At 52.4% G+C, this 20,239-nt stretch carries 19 protein-coding genes, 1 other RNA gene and 1 pseudogene; 15 read left to right on the forward strand and 6 right to left on the reverse strand.

What is annotated here, in order from left to right; translation table 11 throughout:
- Positions 1-1,119 (reverse strand): hydantoinase/oxoprolinase family protein (locus PPL9_RS33860; RefSeq protein WP_280139086.1); only part of this gene is annotated, 1,119 nt, incomplete at its 3' end.
- Positions 1,120-1,354: 235 nt separating this feature from the next.
- Between PPL9_RS33860 and PPL9_RS27490 the strand changes: the two genes are divergently transcribed.
- Positions 1,355-1,897 carry a winged helix DNA-binding protein gene (locus tag PPL9_RS27490; RefSeq protein ID WP_057465707.1) on the forward strand — a complete coding sequence of 181 codons (543 nt, stop codon included), beginning with the start codon at positions 1,355-1,357 and terminating at the stop codon, positions 1,895-1,897.
- Between the two features lie 32 nt (positions 1,898-1,929).
- Here the strand turns inward: PPL9_RS27490 and PPL9_RS27495 are convergent, their stop codons facing one another.
- Both PPL9_RS27495 and PPL9_RS27500 read right to left on the reverse strand, forming a co-directional pair.
- Complete coding sequence (locus PPL9_RS27495; RefSeq protein WP_057465708.1) at positions 1,930-2,835, reverse strand: DoxX family protein; 906 nt, start codon at positions 2,833-2,835, stop codon at positions 1,930-1,932.
- 103 nt (positions 2,836-2,938) lie between these two features.
- The gene (locus PPL9_RS27500; protein WP_208989674.1) at positions 2,939-5,017 is read right to left on the reverse strand and encodes a bifunctional diguanylate cyclase/phosphodiesterase; all 2,079 of its coding nucleotides are present in this window, start codon (positions 5,015-5,017) and stop codon (positions 2,939-2,941) included.
- 352 nt (positions 5,018-5,369) lie between these two features.
- Between PPL9_RS27500 and PPL9_RS27505 the strand changes: the two genes are divergently transcribed.
- The 3 genes from PPL9_RS27505 (at position 5,370) to PPL9_RS27515 (ending at position 7,584) form a co-directional block, all read left to right on the forward strand.
- Complete coding sequence (locus PPL9_RS27505; protein ID WP_057465709.1) at positions 5,370-6,062, forward strand: DnaJ family molecular chaperone; 693 nt, start codon at positions 5,370-5,372, stop codon at positions 6,060-6,062.
- On the forward strand, positions 6,059-6,817 hold the full coding sequence (locus tag PPL9_RS27510; RefSeq protein ID WP_057465710.1) for an N-acetylmuramoyl-L-alanine amidase: 759 nt from the start codon (positions 6,059-6,061) through the stop codon (positions 6,815-6,817). Before PPL9_RS27505 ends, PPL9_RS27510 begins: the two co-directional genes overlap by 4 nt.
- 269 nt (positions 6,818-7,086) lie before the next feature.
- A complete protein-coding gene (locus tag PPL9_RS27515; protein WP_057465711.1) occupies positions 7,087-7,584 on the forward strand; it encodes a lytic transglycosylase domain-containing protein in 498 nt (165 codons plus the stop codon).
- 169 nt (positions 7,585-7,753) lie between these two features.
- Here the strand turns inward: PPL9_RS27515 and PPL9_RS27520 are convergent, their stop codons facing one another.
- Complete coding sequence (locus PPL9_RS27520; protein WP_244273491.1) at positions 7,754-8,566, reverse strand: pyridoxamine 5'-phosphate oxidase family protein; 813 nt, start codon at positions 8,564-8,566, stop codon at positions 7,754-7,756.
- Positions 8,567-8,674: 108 nt separating this feature from the next.
- Here PPL9_RS27520 and PPL9_RS27525 point away from each other — a divergent pair, with 108 nt between their 5' ends.
- Positions 8,675-10,108 (forward strand): PLP-dependent aminotransferase family protein, encoded by a 1,434-nt coding sequence (locus PPL9_RS27525; RefSeq protein ID WP_208980674.1) that lies wholly within the window; start codon positions 8,675-8,677, stop codon positions 10,106-10,108.
- A 44-nt stretch (positions 10,109-10,152) separates the two neighbouring features.
- An RNA gene (gene rnpB, locus PPL9_RS28140) (RNase P RNA component class A) lies at positions 10,153-10,548 on the forward strand.
- 159 nt (positions 10,549-10,707) lie between these two features.
- On the opposite strand, the gene PPL9_RS27530 is transcribed toward rnpB, so the two are convergent.
- Positions 10,708-11,430, reverse strand: a complete 723-nt coding sequence (locus tag PPL9_RS27530; RefSeq protein WP_057465713.1) for an SDR family oxidoreductase — start codon at positions 11,428-11,430, stop codon at positions 10,708-10,710.
- A gap of 160 nt (positions 11,431-11,590) precedes the next feature.
- Between PPL9_RS27530 and PPL9_RS27535 the strand changes: the two genes are divergently transcribed.
- The 3 genes from PPL9_RS27535 (at position 11,591) to pepT (ending at position 14,347) form a co-directional block, all read left to right on the forward strand.
- Positions 11,591-12,274: an SUMF1/EgtB/PvdO family nonheme iron enzyme gene (locus tag PPL9_RS27535; protein WP_057465714.1), complete on the forward strand. Its 684-nt coding sequence runs from the start codon at positions 11,591-11,593 to the stop codon at positions 12,272-12,274.
- Positions 12,275-12,393: 119 nt separating this feature from the next.
- On the forward strand, positions 12,394-13,014 hold the full coding sequence (locus PPL9_RS27540; RefSeq protein WP_208989675.1) for a LysE family translocator: 621 nt from the start codon (positions 12,394-12,396) through the stop codon (positions 13,012-13,014).
- Positions 13,015-13,105: 91 nt separating this feature from the next.
- A complete protein-coding gene (pepT, locus tag PPL9_RS27545; protein ID WP_057465716.1) occupies positions 13,106-14,347 on the forward strand; it encodes a peptidase T in 1,242 nt (413 codons plus the stop codon).
- A gap of 42 nt (positions 14,348-14,389) precedes the next feature.
- Here the strand turns inward: pepT and PPL9_RS27550 are convergent, their stop codons facing one another.
- Positions 14,390-14,812 (reverse strand): helix-turn-helix domain-containing protein, encoded by a 423-nt coding sequence (locus PPL9_RS27550; protein ID WP_057465717.1) that lies wholly within the window; start codon positions 14,810-14,812, stop codon positions 14,390-14,392.
- Between the two features lie 69 nt (positions 14,813-14,881).
- On the opposite strand from PPL9_RS27550, the gene PPL9_RS27555 reads away from it, so the two are divergent.
- The 6 genes and pseudogenes from PPL9_RS27555 to PPL9_RS33865 all read left to right on the forward strand — a co-directional run.
- Entirely contained in the window at positions 14,882-16,114 is a 1,233-nt protein-coding gene (locus tag PPL9_RS27555; protein WP_057465718.1) for an MFS transporter, read from the forward strand.
- Positions 16,115-16,400: 286 nt separating this feature from the next.
- The gene (locus PPL9_RS27560) at positions 16,401-17,219 is read left to right on the forward strand and encodes a sugar phosphate isomerase/epimerase family protein (RefSeq protein ID WP_057465719.1); all 819 of its coding nucleotides are present in this window, start codon (positions 16,401-16,403) and stop codon (positions 17,217-17,219) included.
- 618 nt (positions 17,220-17,837) lie between these two features.
- On the forward strand, positions 17,838-18,308 hold the full coding sequence (locus PPL9_RS27565; RefSeq protein WP_057465720.1) for a cell division protein MraZ: 471 nt from the start codon (positions 17,838-17,840) through the stop codon (positions 18,306-18,308).
- Positions 18,308-19,345 (forward strand): 16S rRNA (cytosine(1402)-N(4))-methyltransferase RsmH, encoded by a 1,038-nt coding sequence (gene rsmH / locus PPL9_RS27570; protein ID WP_208989692.1) that lies wholly within the window; start codon positions 18,308-18,310, stop codon positions 19,343-19,345. The genes PPL9_RS27565 and rsmH overlap by 1 nt, the downstream gene beginning before the upstream one ends.
- Before the next feature lie 3 nt (positions 19,346-19,348).
- A complete protein-coding gene (locus PPL9_RS27575) occupies positions 19,349-19,702 on the forward strand; it encodes a hypothetical protein (protein WP_057465722.1) in 354 nt (117 codons plus the stop codon).
- Positions 19,703-19,713: 11 nt separating this feature from the next.
- Positions 19,714-20,239, forward strand: a pseudogene (locus PPL9_RS33865) (penicillin-binding protein 2); the annotation flags it as partial.

The following is a 20,239-nucleotide window of genomic DNA, read 5'->3' on the forward strand; positions in this document are numbered from 1 at the left end:
GAGCTTGGACGTCATGACGTTGGCGTCGGTGACCGTGAGTGGGCCACCGCGGCGGTAACATTTCGGTCCGGGATTTGCGCCAGCGGAATCTGGGCCAACCTGGAAGCGACCGTCTTTGTAATGGAGGATGGAACCACCGCCAGCTGCAACGGTGTGGATCATCATCATTGGCGCACGCATGCGAACGCCAGCCACTTCGGTTTCAAAGGCGCGCTCAAACTTGCCGTCGAAGTGGGAGACGTCAGTAGAGGTGCCGCCCATGTCGAAGCCGATGAGTTTTTCGAAGCCTGCCATTTTGGAGGTTTCAACTGCGCCAACAACACCGCCAGCCGGGCCGGAGAGAATAGCGTCTTTGCCCTGGAAGAGGGAGGCGTCGGTCAATCCACCGGAGGACTGCATGAACATGAGACGGCAGTCGGTGTTCTGGATGTCGAGTTCACCAGCAACCTGATCCACATAGCGGCGCAGAATTGGGGAGAGGTAAGCGTCAACAACAGTCGTGTCACCACGGCCAACCAGCTTCATGAGTGGGGAGACTTCATGGCTGACGGAAATCTGCGGGAAGCCGACCTGCTTCGCGATGTCCGCCAACTGCTTCTCGTGCTCAGGGAACGCGTAGGCATGCATCAAGACGATAGCGATGGAACGTGTGCCGTTAGCGTAGGCTGCTTCGAGCTGGGCTTTGATCTGGTCAAGGTCCGGGGCAGCTTCAACGGTGCCATCAGCGCGGACGCGCTCATCAGCTTCCAGAACCTGATCGTAGAGCAGCTCTGGTTTGATGATTTCTTTGGCGAAGATGTCCGGGCGGGCCTGATAGCCGATTTCCAGAGCGTCGCGGAAGCCTTTGGTGATGAGCAGAAGGGTGCGGTCACCCTTGCGTTCCAGCAGTGCGTTGGTTGCGACTGTGGTGCCCATCTTTACTGCCCGGATCTGGTCGGATGGGATGCGGGTGTCTTTGGCAACACCCATGAGGTCGCGAATGCCTTGAATGGCTGCGTCTTTGTAGGCCTCAGGGTTTTCGGAGAGGACTTTATGGGCGCGTATTTCTCCTTGAGGTGTGCGTGCAACGATATCTGTGAAGGTGCCGCCGCGGTCGATCCAGAAGTCCCACTTGCCCATTGTCATGTTTTGTCCCACCTCGATTTGAAATCTTATTCTGTGATACATCTACAAAATGTAGACATATTGTCAATGTGAATATGTGAGAGTCAGGAGAAACGCGGCGATTGGTATTGAAATTTACGTGGATCGGTCTTTTAAGAGAGGTTGTGTGATCTACGTAAACTCTCGACATTATGTTGCGCGAGATGGTGCGAATCTGCGCAATTCTAACTTGGTGGTTGTGAGGTCAAGAATGAGTGATGCTTTAGAGCAGAAAAATACTGGTGGGCTGGGCGTTGGACCGGTCGTGTCCTCATCGCACCTTGCATCGGGTGAATTGCCTGCACTGTCTGAGGTGGAATTTGCGGTGACGATGATGGTGAATGCCTATCACCGCTGGATGGTGCGCTGCATGGCCGCTGCGGGGCAGGAGGGCTTATCTCCTCTGGAAACGCTGGTGCTCCACTCCGTCAATCACCGTGAGCGTTCAAAAACACTGGCTGATTTGTGTCTTGTTCTGAATATCGAAGATACTCACACGGTGTCTTACGCTCTGAAAAAGCTGGAGAAGGCAGGCCTTGTGCAATCCGGTAAGCGGGGCAAAGAGAAAATTGCCGAGATTACTGAGGAGGGCCGTGCGCTTTGTGATGCTTACAAGCAGTTGCGTGATGCCTTGCTGGTGAAGCCTGTGAAAGAACTTGGGCTTGATGAAGCCGAACTGTCCCGGCTTGCATCTGTTTTGCGCAGTGTGTCAGGTCATTACGATCAGGCCGCTCGTTCTGCCGCAGCGATGTAATGTGATCGCAGCGGTAACCTGTTATCGGTTACTCAATCGACATGCTCATTGTGAGCGAGGCCTGTGTCTCCCATGAGCAGTTTGATCCATCCGGGCATCTTTCCGGTTCTGCGTAATGCGCCATCTATGGAGAATTCTCCCCCTCCTGTGGTGGTGAAGCTAAGATAAGACGCAAACAGGATCAGCGGCAGCTCCCATGAGACGGCTGTGGCGAAGGAGACGAAGCCGTGCTCCAATGCCCCACTCAGCGTGGCTGCAAACAAGATATAGGCTGCAGCGAAGAAGCAGGAGAGACGGGTGAGCAGCCCGAGGCCGATGCCAATTGCAATGGCCAGTTCTGCCAGACCTGCTGCATCAATGATCATGGCAGGGTCGGGATAACCGAGCAGGGAGAAGAATTCCACGTGCTCCATGTAAGGGAGAGACCCAGCAAACAGCTTGTCGGTGAAGTGTGGCACCATCACAAAGCCAACCAGAATACGGAAGAAGGTGAGTTGCCATTGCCAAAGCGTGAGGCCACGGCCTGCTGTCTCAAATGAGTTGCGCTGGATAGTGCTGAGGAACCAAATGAGATTGACGAAAAAGGCAAAGGCAAGAGGCCAACTGAGTAGATAGGCATAATAGAGTGAGGCAATCCGCCAGGCGACAAGTTGGCAGAGCAACATGCACAAAAAGCCGAGTGTGAAGTTTTTCGGCACGACGATCACGACAAAGAAGAATGCCAGAGCAAGCCAGATCAGCATGGGTCGTAATGCAGATTCTGGAATGGGTGACATGAGCACTTCCAGAGAGATGAGTGCGACAACACCCAGCAAGAGAGCTGTAATGAGGGATTGAAGCAGCTGGAAGAACGACAAATAGTGGAAGGGCCGTGCAATCTCAGCAAGATCCTCCACTTCGCTCATGTCCTCAGTATTTGCATTGCTCTTGTCTGCCATAGCTACCTCACAGCGAATCCCAAGCGCGGGTCATTTGTGTCAAGGTAGCGTGCTGCACCTAGCGAGAGATATCCTGCTATTCTCGCTAGGCTTATTTGAGAGGTTATCCGACGTAGGCAGCTTCAATCTGCTTGGCCTCTTGGGTTCCAAGCGTGCAGCGGACATTTGCGTGCGGATTGGCCGGATCAACGTTAGATGGTTTGCCGAAGTAGTAACCTTGAACGATATCGCAGCCGCCGGCTCGCAGGATTTGGGCCTGCATTTCTTCTTCAACGCCTTCTGCTGTGATCAATACGTCAAGTGAACGACCAAGACCGATAATCGCAGCAACGATTGCGTCGGTGTGGGCATCCTTGCCGATGTTCATGATGAAGCTGCGGTCGATCTTAATTTTGTTGAACGGGAAGCGAGAAAGGTAGCTTAGGGAAGAATAACCAGTGCCGAAGTCATCCATGGCGATGGAAACGCCCATGTTACCGATCTTCTTAAGTGACTTCACCACGCTGGTGGTGTCAGCAATCAGGAGGCTTTCAGTGATCTCGATCTCTAGGCGCTCCGGTGCCAGACCAGATTCTTTGAGGGCTTCTGAAATCTTTTGCTCGATCAATCCGGTCTTGAACTGTGCAGGCGAGAAGTTGACGGCGACTTTCAGGCTTGGGTCAGCCCAGCTTGCCGCGTCAGTGCAAGCCTTTTTGAGCACATATTCGCCGAGCGCTTCAATAAGGCCTGTGTCTTCGGCAATTGGGATAAAGACTTCTGGTGAGATACGGCCTTTTTCCGGATGGACCCAACGAAGCAGGGCTTCAAAGGCTTTGAGCTTGTTGTCTGCCAGACCAACCTGAGCCTGATACACGACTGAGAAGCCGTCGAGCTTGAGCGCACGGATCATCTCTGTTTCCAGCTCGCGGCGACGTTCCAGCTCTTCATCCATGCTGGACTCGTACCAGGTATAAGTAGAGCGGCCACCGTTCTTGGAGCGGTAGAGCGCCAGATCAGCGCAATGGAGAAGGCGGGAAGACCGCCATGCAGCATCGGTTGCCTGAGCGATGCCCATAGATAAGGAAATCTGGATTTCTTTGCTGTCGATGACGCAGCTGGAATTGGTGGTTGCCATGGCGCGCTGGGCGAGCACGGTGATATCGTGACTGGTGTATTCCCCCTCGATCATCACAGCGAACTCATCGCCAGAAAGACGCGAGACGAGGTGATCAGTGAAGACGAGCCGCAACCGGTCTGAAATGATCTGGAGGAATGTATCGCCAGCCGCATGGCCGTGGTTGTCGTTCACTTCCTTGAACTTATCAACGTCGATGGCAATGACGTAAACATTGGAAGCTGTAATGGATGCTTTGCGGAGTGCCTTGTTTAACTCGTCAGAGAAAACAGCGCGGTTTGGCAAGTGGGTCAGTGGATCGTTGTGCGCGAGGAAGCGGATCGTTTTGGAGGTTTTCCAGCGATCATGCAGTCCTTTCCAAGCGAACATAATAGAGGCGATTGCCACGACGAGCACCAGCAGGAATGCAAAGGCCGATCCAAAGGCGATTGCGTCCATAAACACGACGGTGTTGAGCGTTGGTTTGGTGGTGAAGATAAAGCCGCCACGCGCTTTGTTTTCGTCATTTACATAAGGAATGACGACGCCAAATTTTGGTATCCGCCATTCAAGCCAGTTGAAGTTGGAGTAAATTACCAACTGTCCTGAGTTGAGTGCAGAGTGCCAGGCGTCATAAGCGGATGGATCGGACAGAATTTCGTTTACGCGGTCATTGGTCATATTCCGCGGATGGACAGCCAATGGACGACCGGGAGCGTTGACGACCAGAAGTTCGAACTCTTCAAACTGTTCTACCAGTGCCTGCTTGACTGCGGTGGCTTTGGTTGCAGGCAGTTTCCAGCTTGAAGAGATGATTTCTGTGGTTGGGGCAGAGCTGGACCCGCGCAGGCCGAAGTTTAACGGGGAAGAGGAATCCTTTTGTCCCGTGTCTTCATTGGAAGGGGCCTCGAAAGGGTGGTGTGAATTGATGATGTTGTTCGCAGTATGGAATTCTTTTTGAGCTTCACTCTTGAATAAATAATATAAAGTCGCTTGATCAATGGCATAAAAGCTTGTGGCAATGGCACCAATCACAGCAAACACTATGCCGGCGTAAAGTAATTTACGATGTGGAGGTATCGTTTCCACTTGAAATCCCCATCCCGAAACGCACGAAATAATGTGCGCTGGCAGCAGGCAACTGAGAAGTTAGTTGGCGCTGTTGCCTGTATGTGTACTTAATTAATAGCGAATATATCTGTAAAACATTACCCATATGTTTCGCGGGGCGATATTTTGAGGTCAAGCTTGACTGAGGCTTGAACTGAAATCATGCAATGGGCACTTATAGATAGCAGTGGGCAAATAAAACCCAAGGGAAACAAACTATTCAGATTGATAAATAATTTGTTAGGTATAAACCTGATTTGCGGTGACTAATTATTTTGCTGTCTTTTCCGGCGAAATTGTCAAGCAGATTGAGCTAGAGAGCAGGATGCCAATGAATTTTTGGGGCAGCTTTGACAAGATTGTAGGTGCACTGCAAACCGGTGGTGCCCAGTTGGTTGACCGGCTGCAGCAGCTTGTTCAGTCAGTTGGTGAAGCGCGCCGGAATGTTGCCTTTACGGTCGCTATGATTGCCTTGTCTGCGAAAATGGCAAAAGCCGATGGTGTTGTGACCCATGACGAAGTGATCGCATTTTACGATCTGTTTGAGATGCCAGAGGGTGAGGAGCGCAACGTTTCGCGGCTCTTCCAACTGGCTCAGCAGGACGTGGCGGGCTTTGAGACCTATGCTTCCAAACTCTCTGTGTTGTTTGCTGAAGATGAGACGACGCGTACGGATGTGCTGGATGGCCTCTTTTATATAGCCAAGGCAGATGGCGTTATTCATGAGAGAGAAGTTGCCTATCTCAGCCGGATTGCCGAAATCTTTGGAATTGATGCCGTTGGCTTTTCGCAGATTAAAGCCCGTCATATAAGAGGGGACGGAGATCCCTATCTGGTTCTCGGTATTGATATGGCGGCGAGTGATGAAGACGTGCGCTCCTGCTATCGCAAGCAAGTCCGGGAGACACATCCTGATCGGTTGATTGGTCGAGGTGTCCCTGAAGAGTTCGTCAAGATCGCCAGCGATAAACTGGTCGCATTGAATAAAGCGTATGAGCAGATCTGCGCGGAACGAGGATTATGAGCGTTAAAACTGAATGCGCAGTGCCTGCGCGTCTTCGTCCATCTCCCAATCACAACGAGCGTCGTGTTCCTGCCGTTGATATGTTGATCTTGCATTACACGGCGATGGAAAGTGCTGAGAAGGCTGTTTCGTGGCTGTGCGATCCGCGCTCAGAAGTTTCCTGCCACTATCTGGTTGATGAACTGGGCATGGTTACGCAGATGGTGCCGGAAAGTCGCCGGGCCTGGCATGCCGGTGTTTCCAGCTGGAAAGGTGAGGATGACCTTAACTCCCGCAGCATTGGAATCGAGATTTCCAATCTAGGAGATCAGGAAGAGGGCACGCAAGGCTATCCTGATGTGCAGATTGAAGCTGTGATCGCTCTCGCCAAAGATATTTGCGAACGCAACAGTATTTCACCAGAGCGGGTGCTTGGACATTCTGATGTTGCTCCGTCCCGTAAACAGGATCCGGGCCGTCATTTTCCATGGGCGCGGTTGGCTGAGGCTGGTGTTGGGCATTTTATTGAGCCGGTGGAACTTGAGGCTTCGAGCTTCTTTCAGGAGGGGGACGAAGGGCAGCCGATTGAAGCTCTACAGTCGCTTCTGGGGCTCTATGGGTATGATGTGTTGGTCAGTGGCGTGTTTGATGAGAAGACCAAATATGCCGTTGAGGCGTTTCAGCGCCACTTCCGTCCTGCAAAAGTCGATGGAATTGCTGATGCGCAGACCATTGCGACACTGCATAGCCTGCTGAAAAAGCTAAAATCCTTCTGATTGTGATAGATGTCATTGAAATATCAGTAAAATGGGGTCTAATACGTAATAGGAATACGATTTGATTACGTAGGGGAATGACTCTGTTTTGCTGAAAAGTTTCCTTAAGTAAGGCTGATGTGCCCTGCGTCAGCCCTTTTTGTGCCATAAACTAAGGTTTATGCCAGTTTTTAAACATTAAAATTGTAACTTTTCGTGATCAGACCTGTCTGATTTTCGTCTCATCTTCTGAAGATAAACACTCCTGCTCAAAACATGATTGCCAGGAAATGAAGATGAACCTTACAAAAATAAAAAATAACGTAGTAATCCCCGTTCTTGCTGCAAGTGTTATGCTCGGCGGTGTTGTGAATACCAATGTCTTCTCTGATGAAGCCGCAGCGGCTACTAAAAAGGGTAGCTACGTTAAGCTGATCGAACAGAAAGCCAAGAAGCACGGCGTTCCGCACCACATTGCGAAGGCTGTTGTTGAAGTGGAAAGTAATTTTAACGCAAGAGCGCGTGGCCGTGCCGGTGAAGTTGGTCTCATGCAGATTAAGCCATCTACCGCACGTGGTATGGGTTATCGTGGTTCGACCAAAGCTCTTTATAAACCAGAGAACAACATCGAATGGGGCATGCGATATCTGGCTGGTGCTTATAAGCGCGCTGGCGGAGATCTGTGCGGAACCATTTTGCGATACAACGCTGGCCATTATGCCAAGCGTATGAACCGGATTAGTGCCAAGTACTGCAAGCGCGTTAAGGATATTATGGCACGCAGCTAAATGCATCTTGCATATTCGGGCGGGGGACTGTAAGTTCCCATTCAAAGTTTCTTAGAATTTTACGAATGTCTGACCGACGGTCAGTCTGTCTGCAAGGACATATCAGGGTGGTTGACCGGGCAAAGTCAACCACCCTAACTCTTAAAATTTTAGGCGAATTCCCCGAAAATTAGGCGAACTTTCGAGCTGCATTTGTTGGCGAAGCGGGCACCTTCACGCCATCCAGTAGTTTCCCATCATCAATCGGTTGACCGAGTGACGTTGTGACCGGAACAACGCCAGCCCAATAGGGCAGCGCGTAATCCTCCGCATCGTCGACTGGAGCGCCCTGACGGATTTTTGCTGAGGCGTGTTCGATCTCGATAGCGATAACACCTGTTGAGATCTGTTCCTTCTCCGTCATCGGGCGGACCTCATCCCATCTGCCAGGCAGAAGGTGTTCGGTGATTGCTTTGAGGGAGTCCCATGCTTCCTGATGGTCGGTGACAAGGCGGGCAGTGCCGTGAATGACGGCGGTTCGGTAGTTGACGGAATGGTGGAAAGCTGACCGCGCAGCAACAATGCCGTCAATGAGTGTGAATGTGAGACAGACTTGGGAGTCTTTGCTCATTTTCTTCACGATCCGCGCTGCTTTCGCGCCGTGAATGTAGATGGTGCGGTCTATGACCGCAAAAGCCATGGGAATGACCATTGGGCGGTCTTCATCCATGAAGCCGACATGGACGACGAGGGAGCTCTCCAGAATTGGGAGGATTGTGTTCCAATCATAATCCGCGCGCAGACTTGTTCTGACACGAGCAAATTTAGGTGGCTTGGTTTCACGAGTGCTGGTGCTTAGCGCTGCTTCAAGTGTCATTTCTGCTGTCATTGTCTTAACCGTCTCTGGTCCCCGGTTTTGAGCGAAATCGGCAATATGGGGCCAGTTGGCCCGGCAAGTGGTTTGAGTTTGTGCTCTGACTGCTTGCCGGGTTTTCTGTTTCATTTGTGCACGTTACCCTCGCTGCGGGGCGAAGAAGTATTGTGCTGATCTGTATTCTCTGCAAAACTGGTCCCTCATATAGATCCGCTTAATCTAATTGTGGGGTGCCAGTTGTTTGAGTATGTTGTGATGATCAATCGCGAGGTCAGCACTCCGCTGTCGAGCCAGATTTATCAGCAGTACCGGGATGCAATTCTGAAGCGGCGTATTCCTGAAGGAGAGCGGTTGCCCAGCTCACGTCAGTTGGCGACCAGTCTTTCTGTTTCTCGCAACACAGTGAACACAGCCTATGATTTGCTGCGCTCCGAAGGGCTGGTGGACGTGCGGTCTGGTGCACGGCCTGAAGTGGTGGCCTTGCCTGAGGTTGAAGGGGCTGTTGTTGCAGGACCTGTTCGTGAAACGACACCTCCACTTTCATCGCGTGGCAAGCGATTTTCTTGTAATCATCGTTACACAAGCCCGTCGGGGCGGGGTGTTGCCATGCAACCGGGTGAACCTTCACGAGAGCTGTTTCCCAAAGAGCAGTGGGCACGGAGTTTGCGGCGTGCTGCGCGGCTGCTCAATGGCAATGCGCTGGGATACGAGCATACTTCTGGCTTGCCTGAGTTGCAGCGGGTACTGGCGCAGTATCTGGCACAGGAGCGCGGGGTGATCTGCTCTCCTGAGCAGGTTCTTGCCTTTCCGACCACACAATCAGCGCTCTCGCTCATGTCTCAGTGCTTTTCTGAGGAAGGGGACGTGGCACTGCTTGAGGAGCCGGGGTATCTGGGGGCGCGATCAGCCTTTTTTGCTGCCGGTTTGAAGGTGCAAGCTTTAACAGAGATCAATCAGGTTTCACGTGCCTCTTTGATCTATGTGACGCCTTCGCACCAATACCCAACTGGCCGACGCATGGAGATGAGTGAGCGACTTATGTTGCTTAAACAGGCTCACGACAAAGGTGCGGTGATTTTCGAAGATGATTACGACAGTGAGTTCTTGTTTGAAGGGCGGCCGATTGCAGCGCTTCAGGGGCTGAGTGATCGACACTCTGTGATCTATATCGGTACCTCTGCAAAGTCGCTCATGCCGGGTATTCGGCTTGCTTATGCTGTTGTTCCTAAAGAGCATGTGGTGGGTTTGGAGTTGGCGCAGCGGGCATCGGGTGCACTGGCTAATGTGCATGTACAGATGGCCTTTGCAGATTTTATCGAGAGCGGGCACTTTCGGGCGCATCTGAACAAGATCCGAAGTGCTTACCATGAAAACGGTGTTGCGCTATGCCAGTTGATCGGGGAGCGTTTTGGCAATCAGGTTGGTGTTTCCATGCCAACCGGAGGCTTACAGACTTGCCTCTATCTGCCGGAGACCTGCGATGATGTGGCTGTTGCGGACCTGATGAACCAGAAAGGTTTTGGGGTTAATCCGCTTTCCATATTTTATCTTGGTGCACCGCAGAAGGGGCTTGTTGTTGGGTTTGCAGAGGCGAATGAGAAGCTGCGGAGTGGCTTTGTTCAAGCTCTTGAGCAAGCAATGGAACTGAGCGGAGATCGTGTGCAAGCGTAATTCTTTGCTTGACCTTTTTCCTTAGGCTCCGTAGTTCAGGTGCACCAGTCGGCCGGACGGTTGCTGCTGCAAGTGTCGAAAGGCCGCAGTGGAGGAAAGTCCGGGCTCCATGGAGACACGGTGCCGGATAACGTCCGGCGAGGGTGACCTTAGGGAAAGTGCCGCAGAAAGCAAACCGCCAGTGCATGCATTGGTAAGGGTGAAAGGGTGGGGTAAGAGCCCACCGCGTTTTTGGCAACAAAAACGGCATGGTAAACCCCACCGGGAGCAAGACCGAATAGGGGCGGCGCGGAAGTTTACTTCCAGTCATGTTTCCAGACCTGACCGCCCGGGTGGGTCGCTAGAGGTGTTCAGCAATGGGCATCCCAGATGAATTGCCGTCGCGTACAAGGGTAACACCTTGTGCCTTACAAAACCCGGCTTACAGGCCGACTGGTATTTTTCTTTATACATCGCTTGTCAGCAGCTTGTAGCCTGCAAAGGTGAAGAAGCTGCCGAGCAGTCCTTCGATCCATCTCCGAGCCTTTCGGTGTGCTGCGCTTGTGAAGGCGCGGCAAATTTGGAGCGGATTGTAGCCCGTTAGCGGTGCTGTCGTATGATCAGCCAGATTGCCTTGTTGCTGTGATGACCAGTTCGCGAATGTTTACGGTTTGGGGCTGGTTGTAGGCAAATAGGGTCGTGTCGGCCACGTTTTGTGGGTCAAGTGCACCACCGATTTGCCGTTTCTGTTCTTCGTAGTCTTCGCGGATTTTTGCATCGCGTGTGCTGGAAGGGAGGGGTGTTTCAACCAGACCTGGTACGATGGTGATGACACGGACGTTGTGGCCTGCCACCTCTTGCCGTAATGCTTCGCTGAGGCCGTGGATTGCGACCTTCGTGGCGCCATAAGCCGCACGCATTGGGAAGGGCTTCTTCGCAGTCATGGACCCTATGTTGATGATGGTGCCAGAGCCGCGTTGGTACATTGCTGGCAGCACTGCGTGGATGCCGTTGAAGACACCGCGCAGGTTCACGTCAATCATTGTCTCCCAATCTTCTGGATTTTGATCTTTTAGCTCGCTCAGGAACATGCAGCCTGCGTTGTTGATGATGGCATCTGCCGGGCCTAAAGCTTGCTCGGCATGACGGATGGCCTTGATCATGTGCTCTCGGTTTGTGACGTCGACTTTGCTGCAGATCGTGTTGGGAAGGTCCATCGCCATCATGGGTTCCGTGCGTCTTGCCAAGAGCAACAGAGGGTGCCCGTCTTTGCTGAAGGTTTTTGCAAGGGCTGCGCCGATGCCTGAGCTGGCACCTGTGATCACAACAAGAGGCTTCGTCATGGGTCTGCTTATGTTCCGATCATTGTGAGCGGGATGATCTTTCAATTCATTAGCCAAAATAGTTTTCTGAAGCTTGTTGGGAGCGCGTAAAGTTTGCTTCTATTCGTTGGTGTGCCACACTCGGCGCGTTGGGGCTTATTGGTTTGTTGGAGATGCTGGAATGCTGTTGGGGGAGTCGAGTTCCACTTTGATACCGGAAATGGTGACGATCCCTGCCGGTGTCCTTCTTCAGAAAGATGATCGTAAAAGGGAGCGATGGACAGCTCAGGTTCAGACGTTTGATACTTCGAAATATCTGGTTACACAGGAGCTGTATGCGTCTGTTCTGGATGAGCGGCCCTCTCAGTTTACTGGTGATGATTTGCCCGTTGACTCTGTCAGCTGGTTTGATGCGGTCAGGTTTTGTAATGGCCTTTCTGAGCGGTATGGCCTGAAGCCTTACTACCTTGAGCATGGGGACGGGCTGGTTGATCGGTGCGCCATAAGCGATGGGTATCGTCTGCTGACAGATGCTGAGTGGGAGTATGCGTGTCGTGCTGGTTCTCAAGGACCCCGCTATGGTGCGCTTGAAGATATCGGGTGGTTTGCCGAAAACTCAGCTGGAACTCCGCAGGCAGTAGGGTGCAAAGAGCCGAATGAGTTTGGGCTCTATGATATGCTGGGCAATGTTTGGGAGTGGTGTTGGGATCTTTATGATCCAGCTGTTTATGGAGAGTACCGCGTGTTTAAAGGTGGTGGTTGGGCAGATGATGAACGGGGTTGCCTTGTCACCAACAGACGGCGCAGTCACCCAACCTTTCGTGTTGAGGACCTGGGTTTTCGTGTTGCGCGGTCAATAAAGTAGGTTGCTTGCTGGTAAGGAAGCCTCTGTCCAAGAAAAACACCGATATTGCCTTGCAAGCTTGACTGCTCCAACGCAATCAATTACCCAAGATCTGATTTATGTATACAGTGGAATACAAAATGGATTTCTGGGTTTGGGTTTCTTTTGTGCTGATTTCTGCGGCGAATATTGTGACGCCGGGACCAGCGATCCTTAATACCGTGCGACGGGCTGCGCAGTTGGGGGTGGGGCGGGTTCTACCTACTATTCTCGGCAATACCCTTGGGCTTGCGATTGCGGGTGCATTTTGCGCGGGTGGTGTGGTGAGTTTTGTTCTCACCTCTGAGATTTTGTGGAGTGTGTTCCGATGGATGGGTGTCGGTTATCTGGTCTGGCTTGGGCTTAAGTTTGTCTTCAAGCGTGAGGAGATTGATTTATCAGGGGATATCAGCGTTTCTGTATCTGGATTGACACTGTTCTGGGAAGCGTTTTTGCTGGCGGTGACCAACCCAAAAGCGATCCTGTTTTTTGTTGCTCTGTTCCCACAAGTTATGAGCTCTGAGTTGGCCCTGCTGCCACAGGCCAGTATTCTTGTTGCAACGTTTTGCGGGATTTCTGTCCTATCTTTAAGCGGGTATTCTGCGTTGGCCTCGTTGTTACGGGCGCGCTTTATCACTCAGGCGCGGTATCGCCGGTTCCGTGTGTTGTCGGGCTTTGTTCTTTTTGGGTTTGCAGGGAAAATTGCGAGCGAGGTGCGGTAAAAGCGGTTTGCTTTTGCTCCTATGGCAGTGTTCCAACTTGAAAGTTGATGGGGCTTCGCGCAGATAGAAGGTAACTGCAAGGAGATCTTCTATGAGAACAGAATTTGATCAGGAACTGGAAGAGCGCCTCGTTCGCTATGCGGCTATTGATAGCCAGAGCAATGAGACGTGCCCGGAGTCCCCAAGCTCTCAGATCCAGCTTGATGTACAAAAGGTGCTGCGTGCTGAGCTGATGGAGATTGGTGCCAGTGACGTTGAGCTGACTGAATACGGCGTTGTTCTTGCCACTATTCCTGCGACTATCCAGACTGATGCTCCCGTGATTGGCCTGCTGGCGCACGTGGATACTGCTCCTGCCTACCATGCTGAGGGTGTGAAGCCGCGCGTTCATCGTGCTTATGATGGTTCAGCAATTTCCTTCCCGGATGCCTCTGAGTTGTCCCTGTCTCCTGAGAACTCCCGTTATCTTGGTGAGAAAATCGGTGATGACATTATCACCGCCAGTGGAAGTACGTTGCTGGGTGCGGATGACAAGGCCGGTGTTGCGATCATCATGTGTCTTGCTCGTCATCTGCTGGCAAATCCGCAGATCCCTCATGGCAAGCTGCGCATTGCGTTTACGCCGGATGAAGAAATCGGGCGCGGTGTGCATGACAAATTGCCTGGCGCTCTGGGTGCGGATTTTGCTTACACGCTGGATGGCGGCAAAGTGGGCGAGCTGAATTATGAGAACTTCTGCGCTGATGGTGCGACAGTAAAGATCACTGGCGTTTCTGTGCATCCTGGTTATGCGAAGGATAAGCTGGTCAATGCGTTGCATCTGGCAGGCAAGATCATCACCATGCTGCCACATGCGACGATGACACCTGAGACCACTGATGGTCGTGATGGCTTCATCTTTATTGCCGACATGGTGGGGAATGCAGCTGAAGCAGAGCTGCATTTTGTGCTGCGTGATTTTGAGCTGGAAGGTCTGGAAGCGAAAGCTGATCTGCTGGAGCAGGTATGTGCTGCAGTTCAGGCTACTGAGCCGCGTGCTTCCATCTCTTGTGAGGTCAAAGAACAGTATCGCAACATGCACCATTGGCTGCGTGATGATATGACCCCAGTTGAGCTTGCTAAGGCAGCTTATGAGGACATAGGCTTGAGTGTATCTGCCAAGCCGATCCGTGGTGGAACCGATGGGTCTGTGCTGACCGCGAAGGGGACATCCTGTCCGAACATCTTCACCGGCATGCAGGAAATCCATGGGCCGCTGGAATGGATCAGCGTGCAGGATATGGCATGCGCGACGCAGGTGTGCCTTAAGCTTGTTGAGCGCGCTGCGAAGTAAGAGGCTCCTAAAAACCGCTTCATGAGAACATGAAACCGCCGGCTACTTGGTCGGCGGTTTTTTCTTTGCTGGTTTCCTTCTGTCTGATGCCTTGAGCATGCGTTGGAAGGAAGGGCACTCCATATGGCTTGGGGCAGGGCAGTCGGCCACGTGGTGCAGGACATCGCGCAGGGCTGTGAGTTCCTTGATTTGCTCATCAATCAGATCGGCACGTTCACGGATCTGCTCTCGCGGGATCTGGAGTTGTCCTTTTTCAGAAAACATGCCTGCAATCTCTGTCAGTGAAAATCCACCTGCCTTGGCGAGTGTGATCAGAGAGAGTTTCGTCAGGATTTGCGGCTCGTACTGACGTCGGAGACCGTGCCGCGTTATGGACTGAATGAGCCCGACTTCCTCATAATATCGCAGTGTGGAGGGCTTCACGCCTGAGCGTTCGGTGATCTCTCCAATATCTAGCAGTTTCATACTTGACCTCAAGTTGACTTGAAGTCGTATCCTGATCTCAACAGGGTAATTTTGCAAGAGGATAAGCAAATGAAACAAGTGCACGTGGAGCCCGAACAACAGGTCTGGAAAGACCCCAGAGCGATTGCTCTTTTAATGGCGGCTACTTTAACCGTCATGGCGAACGCGACGATCAGTCCTGCTCTTGCTGGATTGGAGGAGATGTTCCGGGATGATCCAAATGTTCTTTGGTTGTCCCGGCTTCTGGTCTCAACGCCTTCGCTGACTGTTGTTATCTGTGCCCCGCTGGCTGGGGTGATTGCAGATCGCTATGGTCGGCGGGCACTGTTGCTTACAGGTGTCTTGCTGTTTGCTGTGATGGGAAGTGCCGGCATGATCTTGCCGGACCTGACGAGTATATTGATCAGCCGGTTGGGTCTTGGCATTGCTGTTGCCATGGTGATGACGGCGCAAACAGCTTTGATCGGTGACTACTTTGTCGGCAACCAGCGCAGCTCTCTGATGGGGCTACAGACGTCGGCTCGTAACTTTGGCGGTTTTCTCTTTATCTCAATGGCTGGCTTGCTGGCTGTTACTTCTCCGCGGTTACCGTTTGCGATTTATGGGCTTGCGTTGCTCATGGTGCCGTTCTTGTGGCGTTATATCAGCGAACCGGTGAAGCACTCTGCAGCTGCAAAGAAGGCTGCAAGTGCAGAAGACGACGGATCTCCGGCTTGGGTCTGGCTGCTGGCGGCATTGGCTTTACTGCAAATGCTGACCAATATGATCTTCTTCCTTATGCCGACACAGCTGCCGTTCTTTCTGGATGCTCAAGGGTATGACAGTGCGACTATGACAGGTGCTGCGCTGGGTGCGTTGATGCTGACTGGTGGCACGGCAGCTCTGCTTTACGGGCGGATTAAAGCGCGTGTTGGCTACAGTGGGGCATTTACGCTGGCCTACGGATTTATGGCGATAGGGCTGATGTTGCTGACCCTTCAGCAAACCTGGAGCGTGTTCCTGGGGACCGCTGCGATGGGTGCCGGGTACGCGCTTGCGATGCCGAACTTTCCAGCGATTGCGCTTCAGGTGGCTCCGAGCTCACGGCGTGGTATGGCAGGTGGGGTTCTGACTTCCTCTGTTTTCCTTGGTCAGTTCCTCTCTGTTTTTGTCAGCATTCCTTTGATTGCTGCAGTTGGATTTGCCGGGACGTTTCGGATTGTGGCTACTGCGCTGACCTGCATGGCGCTTATCGGCTTACTCGTCTTTATCTGGCGCTCGGTTCGTAAGGCGGCAACGGCGTTTGTGCGGATGGAAAACTGAGTGTAACGGGCTTACGAGAGCGTCAGTTTTTAGACGTGTTATGCGCATTTTTTGTTGATGCTCTCGATCGCTCTGGAATAGTACGTAGACCGTGCAAAGCGAAACTGTCATGGTGCTCTGATTGCCGCAAAATATATGCGGCGGGATGAGCGCTTAAAGCAGTGAGAGCGAGCCGGAGCAAGGTAAGCAGCTTTAGGCGATGTAATGCCTTTGACATGCAAGACATGTAAGAGCAGAGGCATAACTGAAAGCAGTGCCTTTTAAGGCCTTATCTTGGAATAGCCGCATGAGTGATTTGCCGGTTTTAGGCGCAGCAATGTGCGTCAAACATCTTCCCCAACATCGTGAATGGTTGCTGGAGCTGCCTCGGGATCTTGAGCTGCAGGATTTCTATAATTGGAACTTGCTGGACAATGGGTGTGATGACCTAGTCGCAGAAGCAAAGAAGCTTCTGGATGGACATGAGGGGCGCCTCGGTCTGCATGGCCCGTTCTGGAATCTGGACCTTTCTGCGGCTGATCCGCTGTTTCAGCAGGCTGTTCGCAAGCGTCTGGATCAAGGTATTGAGTTGTGTGCCAAAATGGGTGCAGACCAGATGGTGCTGCACAGTCCTTACACGATCTGGGATCACAACAACCTCGACCTTTATGACAATGGTCGTCAGATGAAGCTGGAAATGATCCATGCGAACCTGAAGGACGTTGTTGCCAAGGCGGAGGATATGGGCTGTGTCATCGTGTTGGAGAACATCGAAGATCTGGACCCGTCCTATCGGTTGGAGATCCTGAAGAGTTTTGAGAGTGAAGCTTTGGCGCTTTCGATTGATACCGGGCACGCACATTACATGCACTCCTGTTATGGCGCACCGCCGGTTGATTACTTCATTAAGTCAGCAGGCGATGCTTTGCAGCATGTGCATATTCAGGACATTGATGGCCATGCTGACCGCCACTGGAATCCGGGTGAGGGTTCTATTCCGTGGGAGCCTCTGTTTGCAGAACTGGCAAAACTGAAGAGCAATCCACGCCTGATCCTTGAGATCATGGATGAGACCACTTTGCGCAAAGGTGCAGACTATCTGGTTGGGTTGGGTCTCGCCAGATAACGGGAGGTTTGCTCCCTGTGATGAGATACGGGGTCGGCAGTGCTGCCGACCCCCTTTGTTTGAGCGATCAAAGTAACCAGTAAAACCAATTGTGATCGCAGTGTGTGACGTGCCTTCCCGGTGGGATTTATCGACTCGGGACAATCTTGGGTAGGTATGGGAAATTGCCCCACCCTCCTCAGAATGGGCATGGAATTTCATGGTCCGGCATGGGAAAAACGGGGCTTAGCCAAGGCTAATAGGTTAAAATCACTAGAGCCAATCGGCGAAATTCTTTCTTCGACCTCTGTAAAAACTGTGAGTACTTCTGGTTGTAATCGTATTTTAGATGCGTGTAACTCGCAGAAATCCCTGCGTAAACTCCTATCAATACTTCGTTTACCATAATTGGTGATAACTAGCAGATGTTAAGGGGCATTCTTTTCGGTTTGGGCTGGTGGGTTCATTGACGTCCCATGCTATCCCATGGTATCCCATAGGCTCCCGGGATATTCCGGTTTGTACTTCAGTAATCTTGTTGTTTTTGCCTGATTTGAGCGCTGGCTCTCCAAGGAGTGGAGAGTTGTTTGATGTGCCGCTGACAGATCAAGAAGATCTGGCTCATTAAAGAGGGGACCAATGGCTGGTTTTGTTTCGCACTTCACCAATCGGGTGGATGCAAAGGGTCGTGTATCGATCCCTGCACCTTTCCGTGCGGCGTTGGCGAAAGACGGCTTTGAGGGACTCTACTGTTTCCCATCTCCTTTTCAGGAAGCGGTTGATGCAGGCGGTAACGGACTTACAGCGGAAATCCAGAAACGACTTGATGCGTTTTCAACGCTTTCTATGGAGTACGACGCTCTGTCCACGGCGCTTTACGGCGCAAGTGAAACCCTAAAAATTGATCGGGATGGCCGGATTGTTCTTTCTGAGATGATCCGCAACCACACCGGCATTGATGGCGAAGTCACGTTTGTTGGGCAGGGGTTTAAGTTTCAGATTTGGGAACCAACAAGGTTCTCCAAGCACCGCGACGAGGCCATGAAGCGGGCGCTTGCAGTATTGTCTTCCGGCGGTGCGCCGGGGACAGCAGCCGGAGGGGCACTATGATGACGGGCGGCGACGGAGACAAATCCGGTATCGCTGGCGGACCAGCGCGTCACATTCCAGTCCTTCTGGAACGGGTGCGGGAGGCAATGGCCCCCGCGCCGGGTGATGTGATTATTGACGGCACGTTTGGTGCCGGTGGTTACTCCAGGGCTTTTCTTGAGGCTGGAGCCAGTGTGATTGGCGTTGATCGGGATCCGGATGCGATCCGTGATGGTCGCGTTTTGGAGCAAGAGTCCGATGGACGCTTGCAACTGGTTCATGGGCAGTTTGTTGATCTTGAAGACCATGCACGCATGCTTGGCTATGATGCTGTTGACGGCGTGGTGATGGATCTTGGCGTGTCTTCCATGCAGTTGGATCAGGCGGAGCGTGGTTTCTCGTTCCGGTTTGATGGACCGCTGGATATGCGCATGGAGCAGGATGGTCCAAGTGCGGCTGATGTGGTGAATACCATGGAGCGTCAGCACTTGACGCGCATCATTGGGATGCTTGGCGAAGAAAAGCGTGCTTCCAGTGTTTCCCATGCCATTTGCCAGGCGCGTGAAGAGAAGCCTTTTGAGACGACGCTTGAGCTTGCTCGCGTTATCGAGAAGGTGGTGAAGCGTAATCCGAAGAAGGCCAGCATTCATCCGGCAACGCGGACCTTTCAGGCGCTGCGTATCTATGTGAATGGTGAGCTGCATCAGGCGGCTGGGGCTCTTGCTGCAGCGGAACGGATTTTGCGTCCGGGTGGGCGTCTGGTTGTTGTGACGTTCCATAGTCTGGAAGATCGTATTGTGAAGCGGTTCCTTGCGGATCGTTGCAAGACCCGCGGTGGCGGATCCCGTCATATGCCGGAGATGGATATTCCTCCTCCGACTTTCGAATTTATCGTGAAGGGCAATCAGGATGCCAGCGTTGAGGAGATTACTGATAATCCTCGCGCACGTTCTGCTCGTTTGAGAGCTGGACGGCGGTTGGATACGCCTTCGCGGGAGTTAGATATTCATGCGGCAGGCGTTCCGCGCCTTGCTTCATTCCACGGTCTAGGAGGCTAAGCTATGCTGCGCTTCGTAAATCTGTTCTTTATTGTTGCGGTGGTTATTGGTGCTGCGCTCGTTTACGACATCAAGATGTCTAACGAAAACCTTGCCGATCAGGTGCGTCAGCTTTCTGCTGAGATTGCCAAGGAAAAAGACGATATCCGTTACTACAAAGCCCAGTGGAGTGTGCTTAATCAGCCGGGGCGTTTGCAGGGTATCGTTGATCGTTACAACGATATTTTGAAGCTTGAGCCACTGCGTGCGGAACAGATCACGACACTGAAGGCGTTGCCGGTTAGACCTGTTCTGATGGAGCCAGTCTCTGCTGATGCGATGAGCGGTTACGCCAGTCGCGTTACATCCGTACAGTAAGGGAGGGGCTCGTGGCCAGGAAAGCTGATAGCTCCTTTTTGCGGCGGTCTAATGTGAACCAAAAGCATGGCACAAGCGCGATCCGGCTTCGCGGTCCGGGACGCTCGCGCATTTTCTTTGCGATGACTATCTTTGTGTTTGTGTACGGGGCTATTGCCGGTCGTCTGATCCTGCTTGGTTTGCAGGATGGGGACCCTGCTGAGCGGTTCCTTGCTGCACAGAGTTCTGTTGCTCAGGCGCGCCCTGATATTGTTGACCGCAATGGTGAAATCCTCGCGACCGATATCAAGAGTGCTGCGCTTTATGCTGAGCCGCGCAAGATCCCTGATACAGATGAAGTCTTTGACGGGCTGATCTCAGTTCTGCCGGAGCTGGATACGCCATCCATCAAGAAGCGTCTTGAGAGCAATGCGCTGTTTACGTGGCTCAAGCGTGAGATCTCCGTTGAGCAGCGACAGGCCATTCATGCGCTGGGTCTGCCGGGTGTCGGTTTCCGTGAGAGCAATAAGCGGTTTTATCCGGGTGGTCAGACGGTCA

The organism is Pseudovibrio sp. POLY-S9 (assembly GCF_001431305.1).
Classification (GTDB): domain Bacteria; phylum Pseudomonadota; class Alphaproteobacteria; order Rhizobiales; family Stappiaceae; genus Pseudovibrio.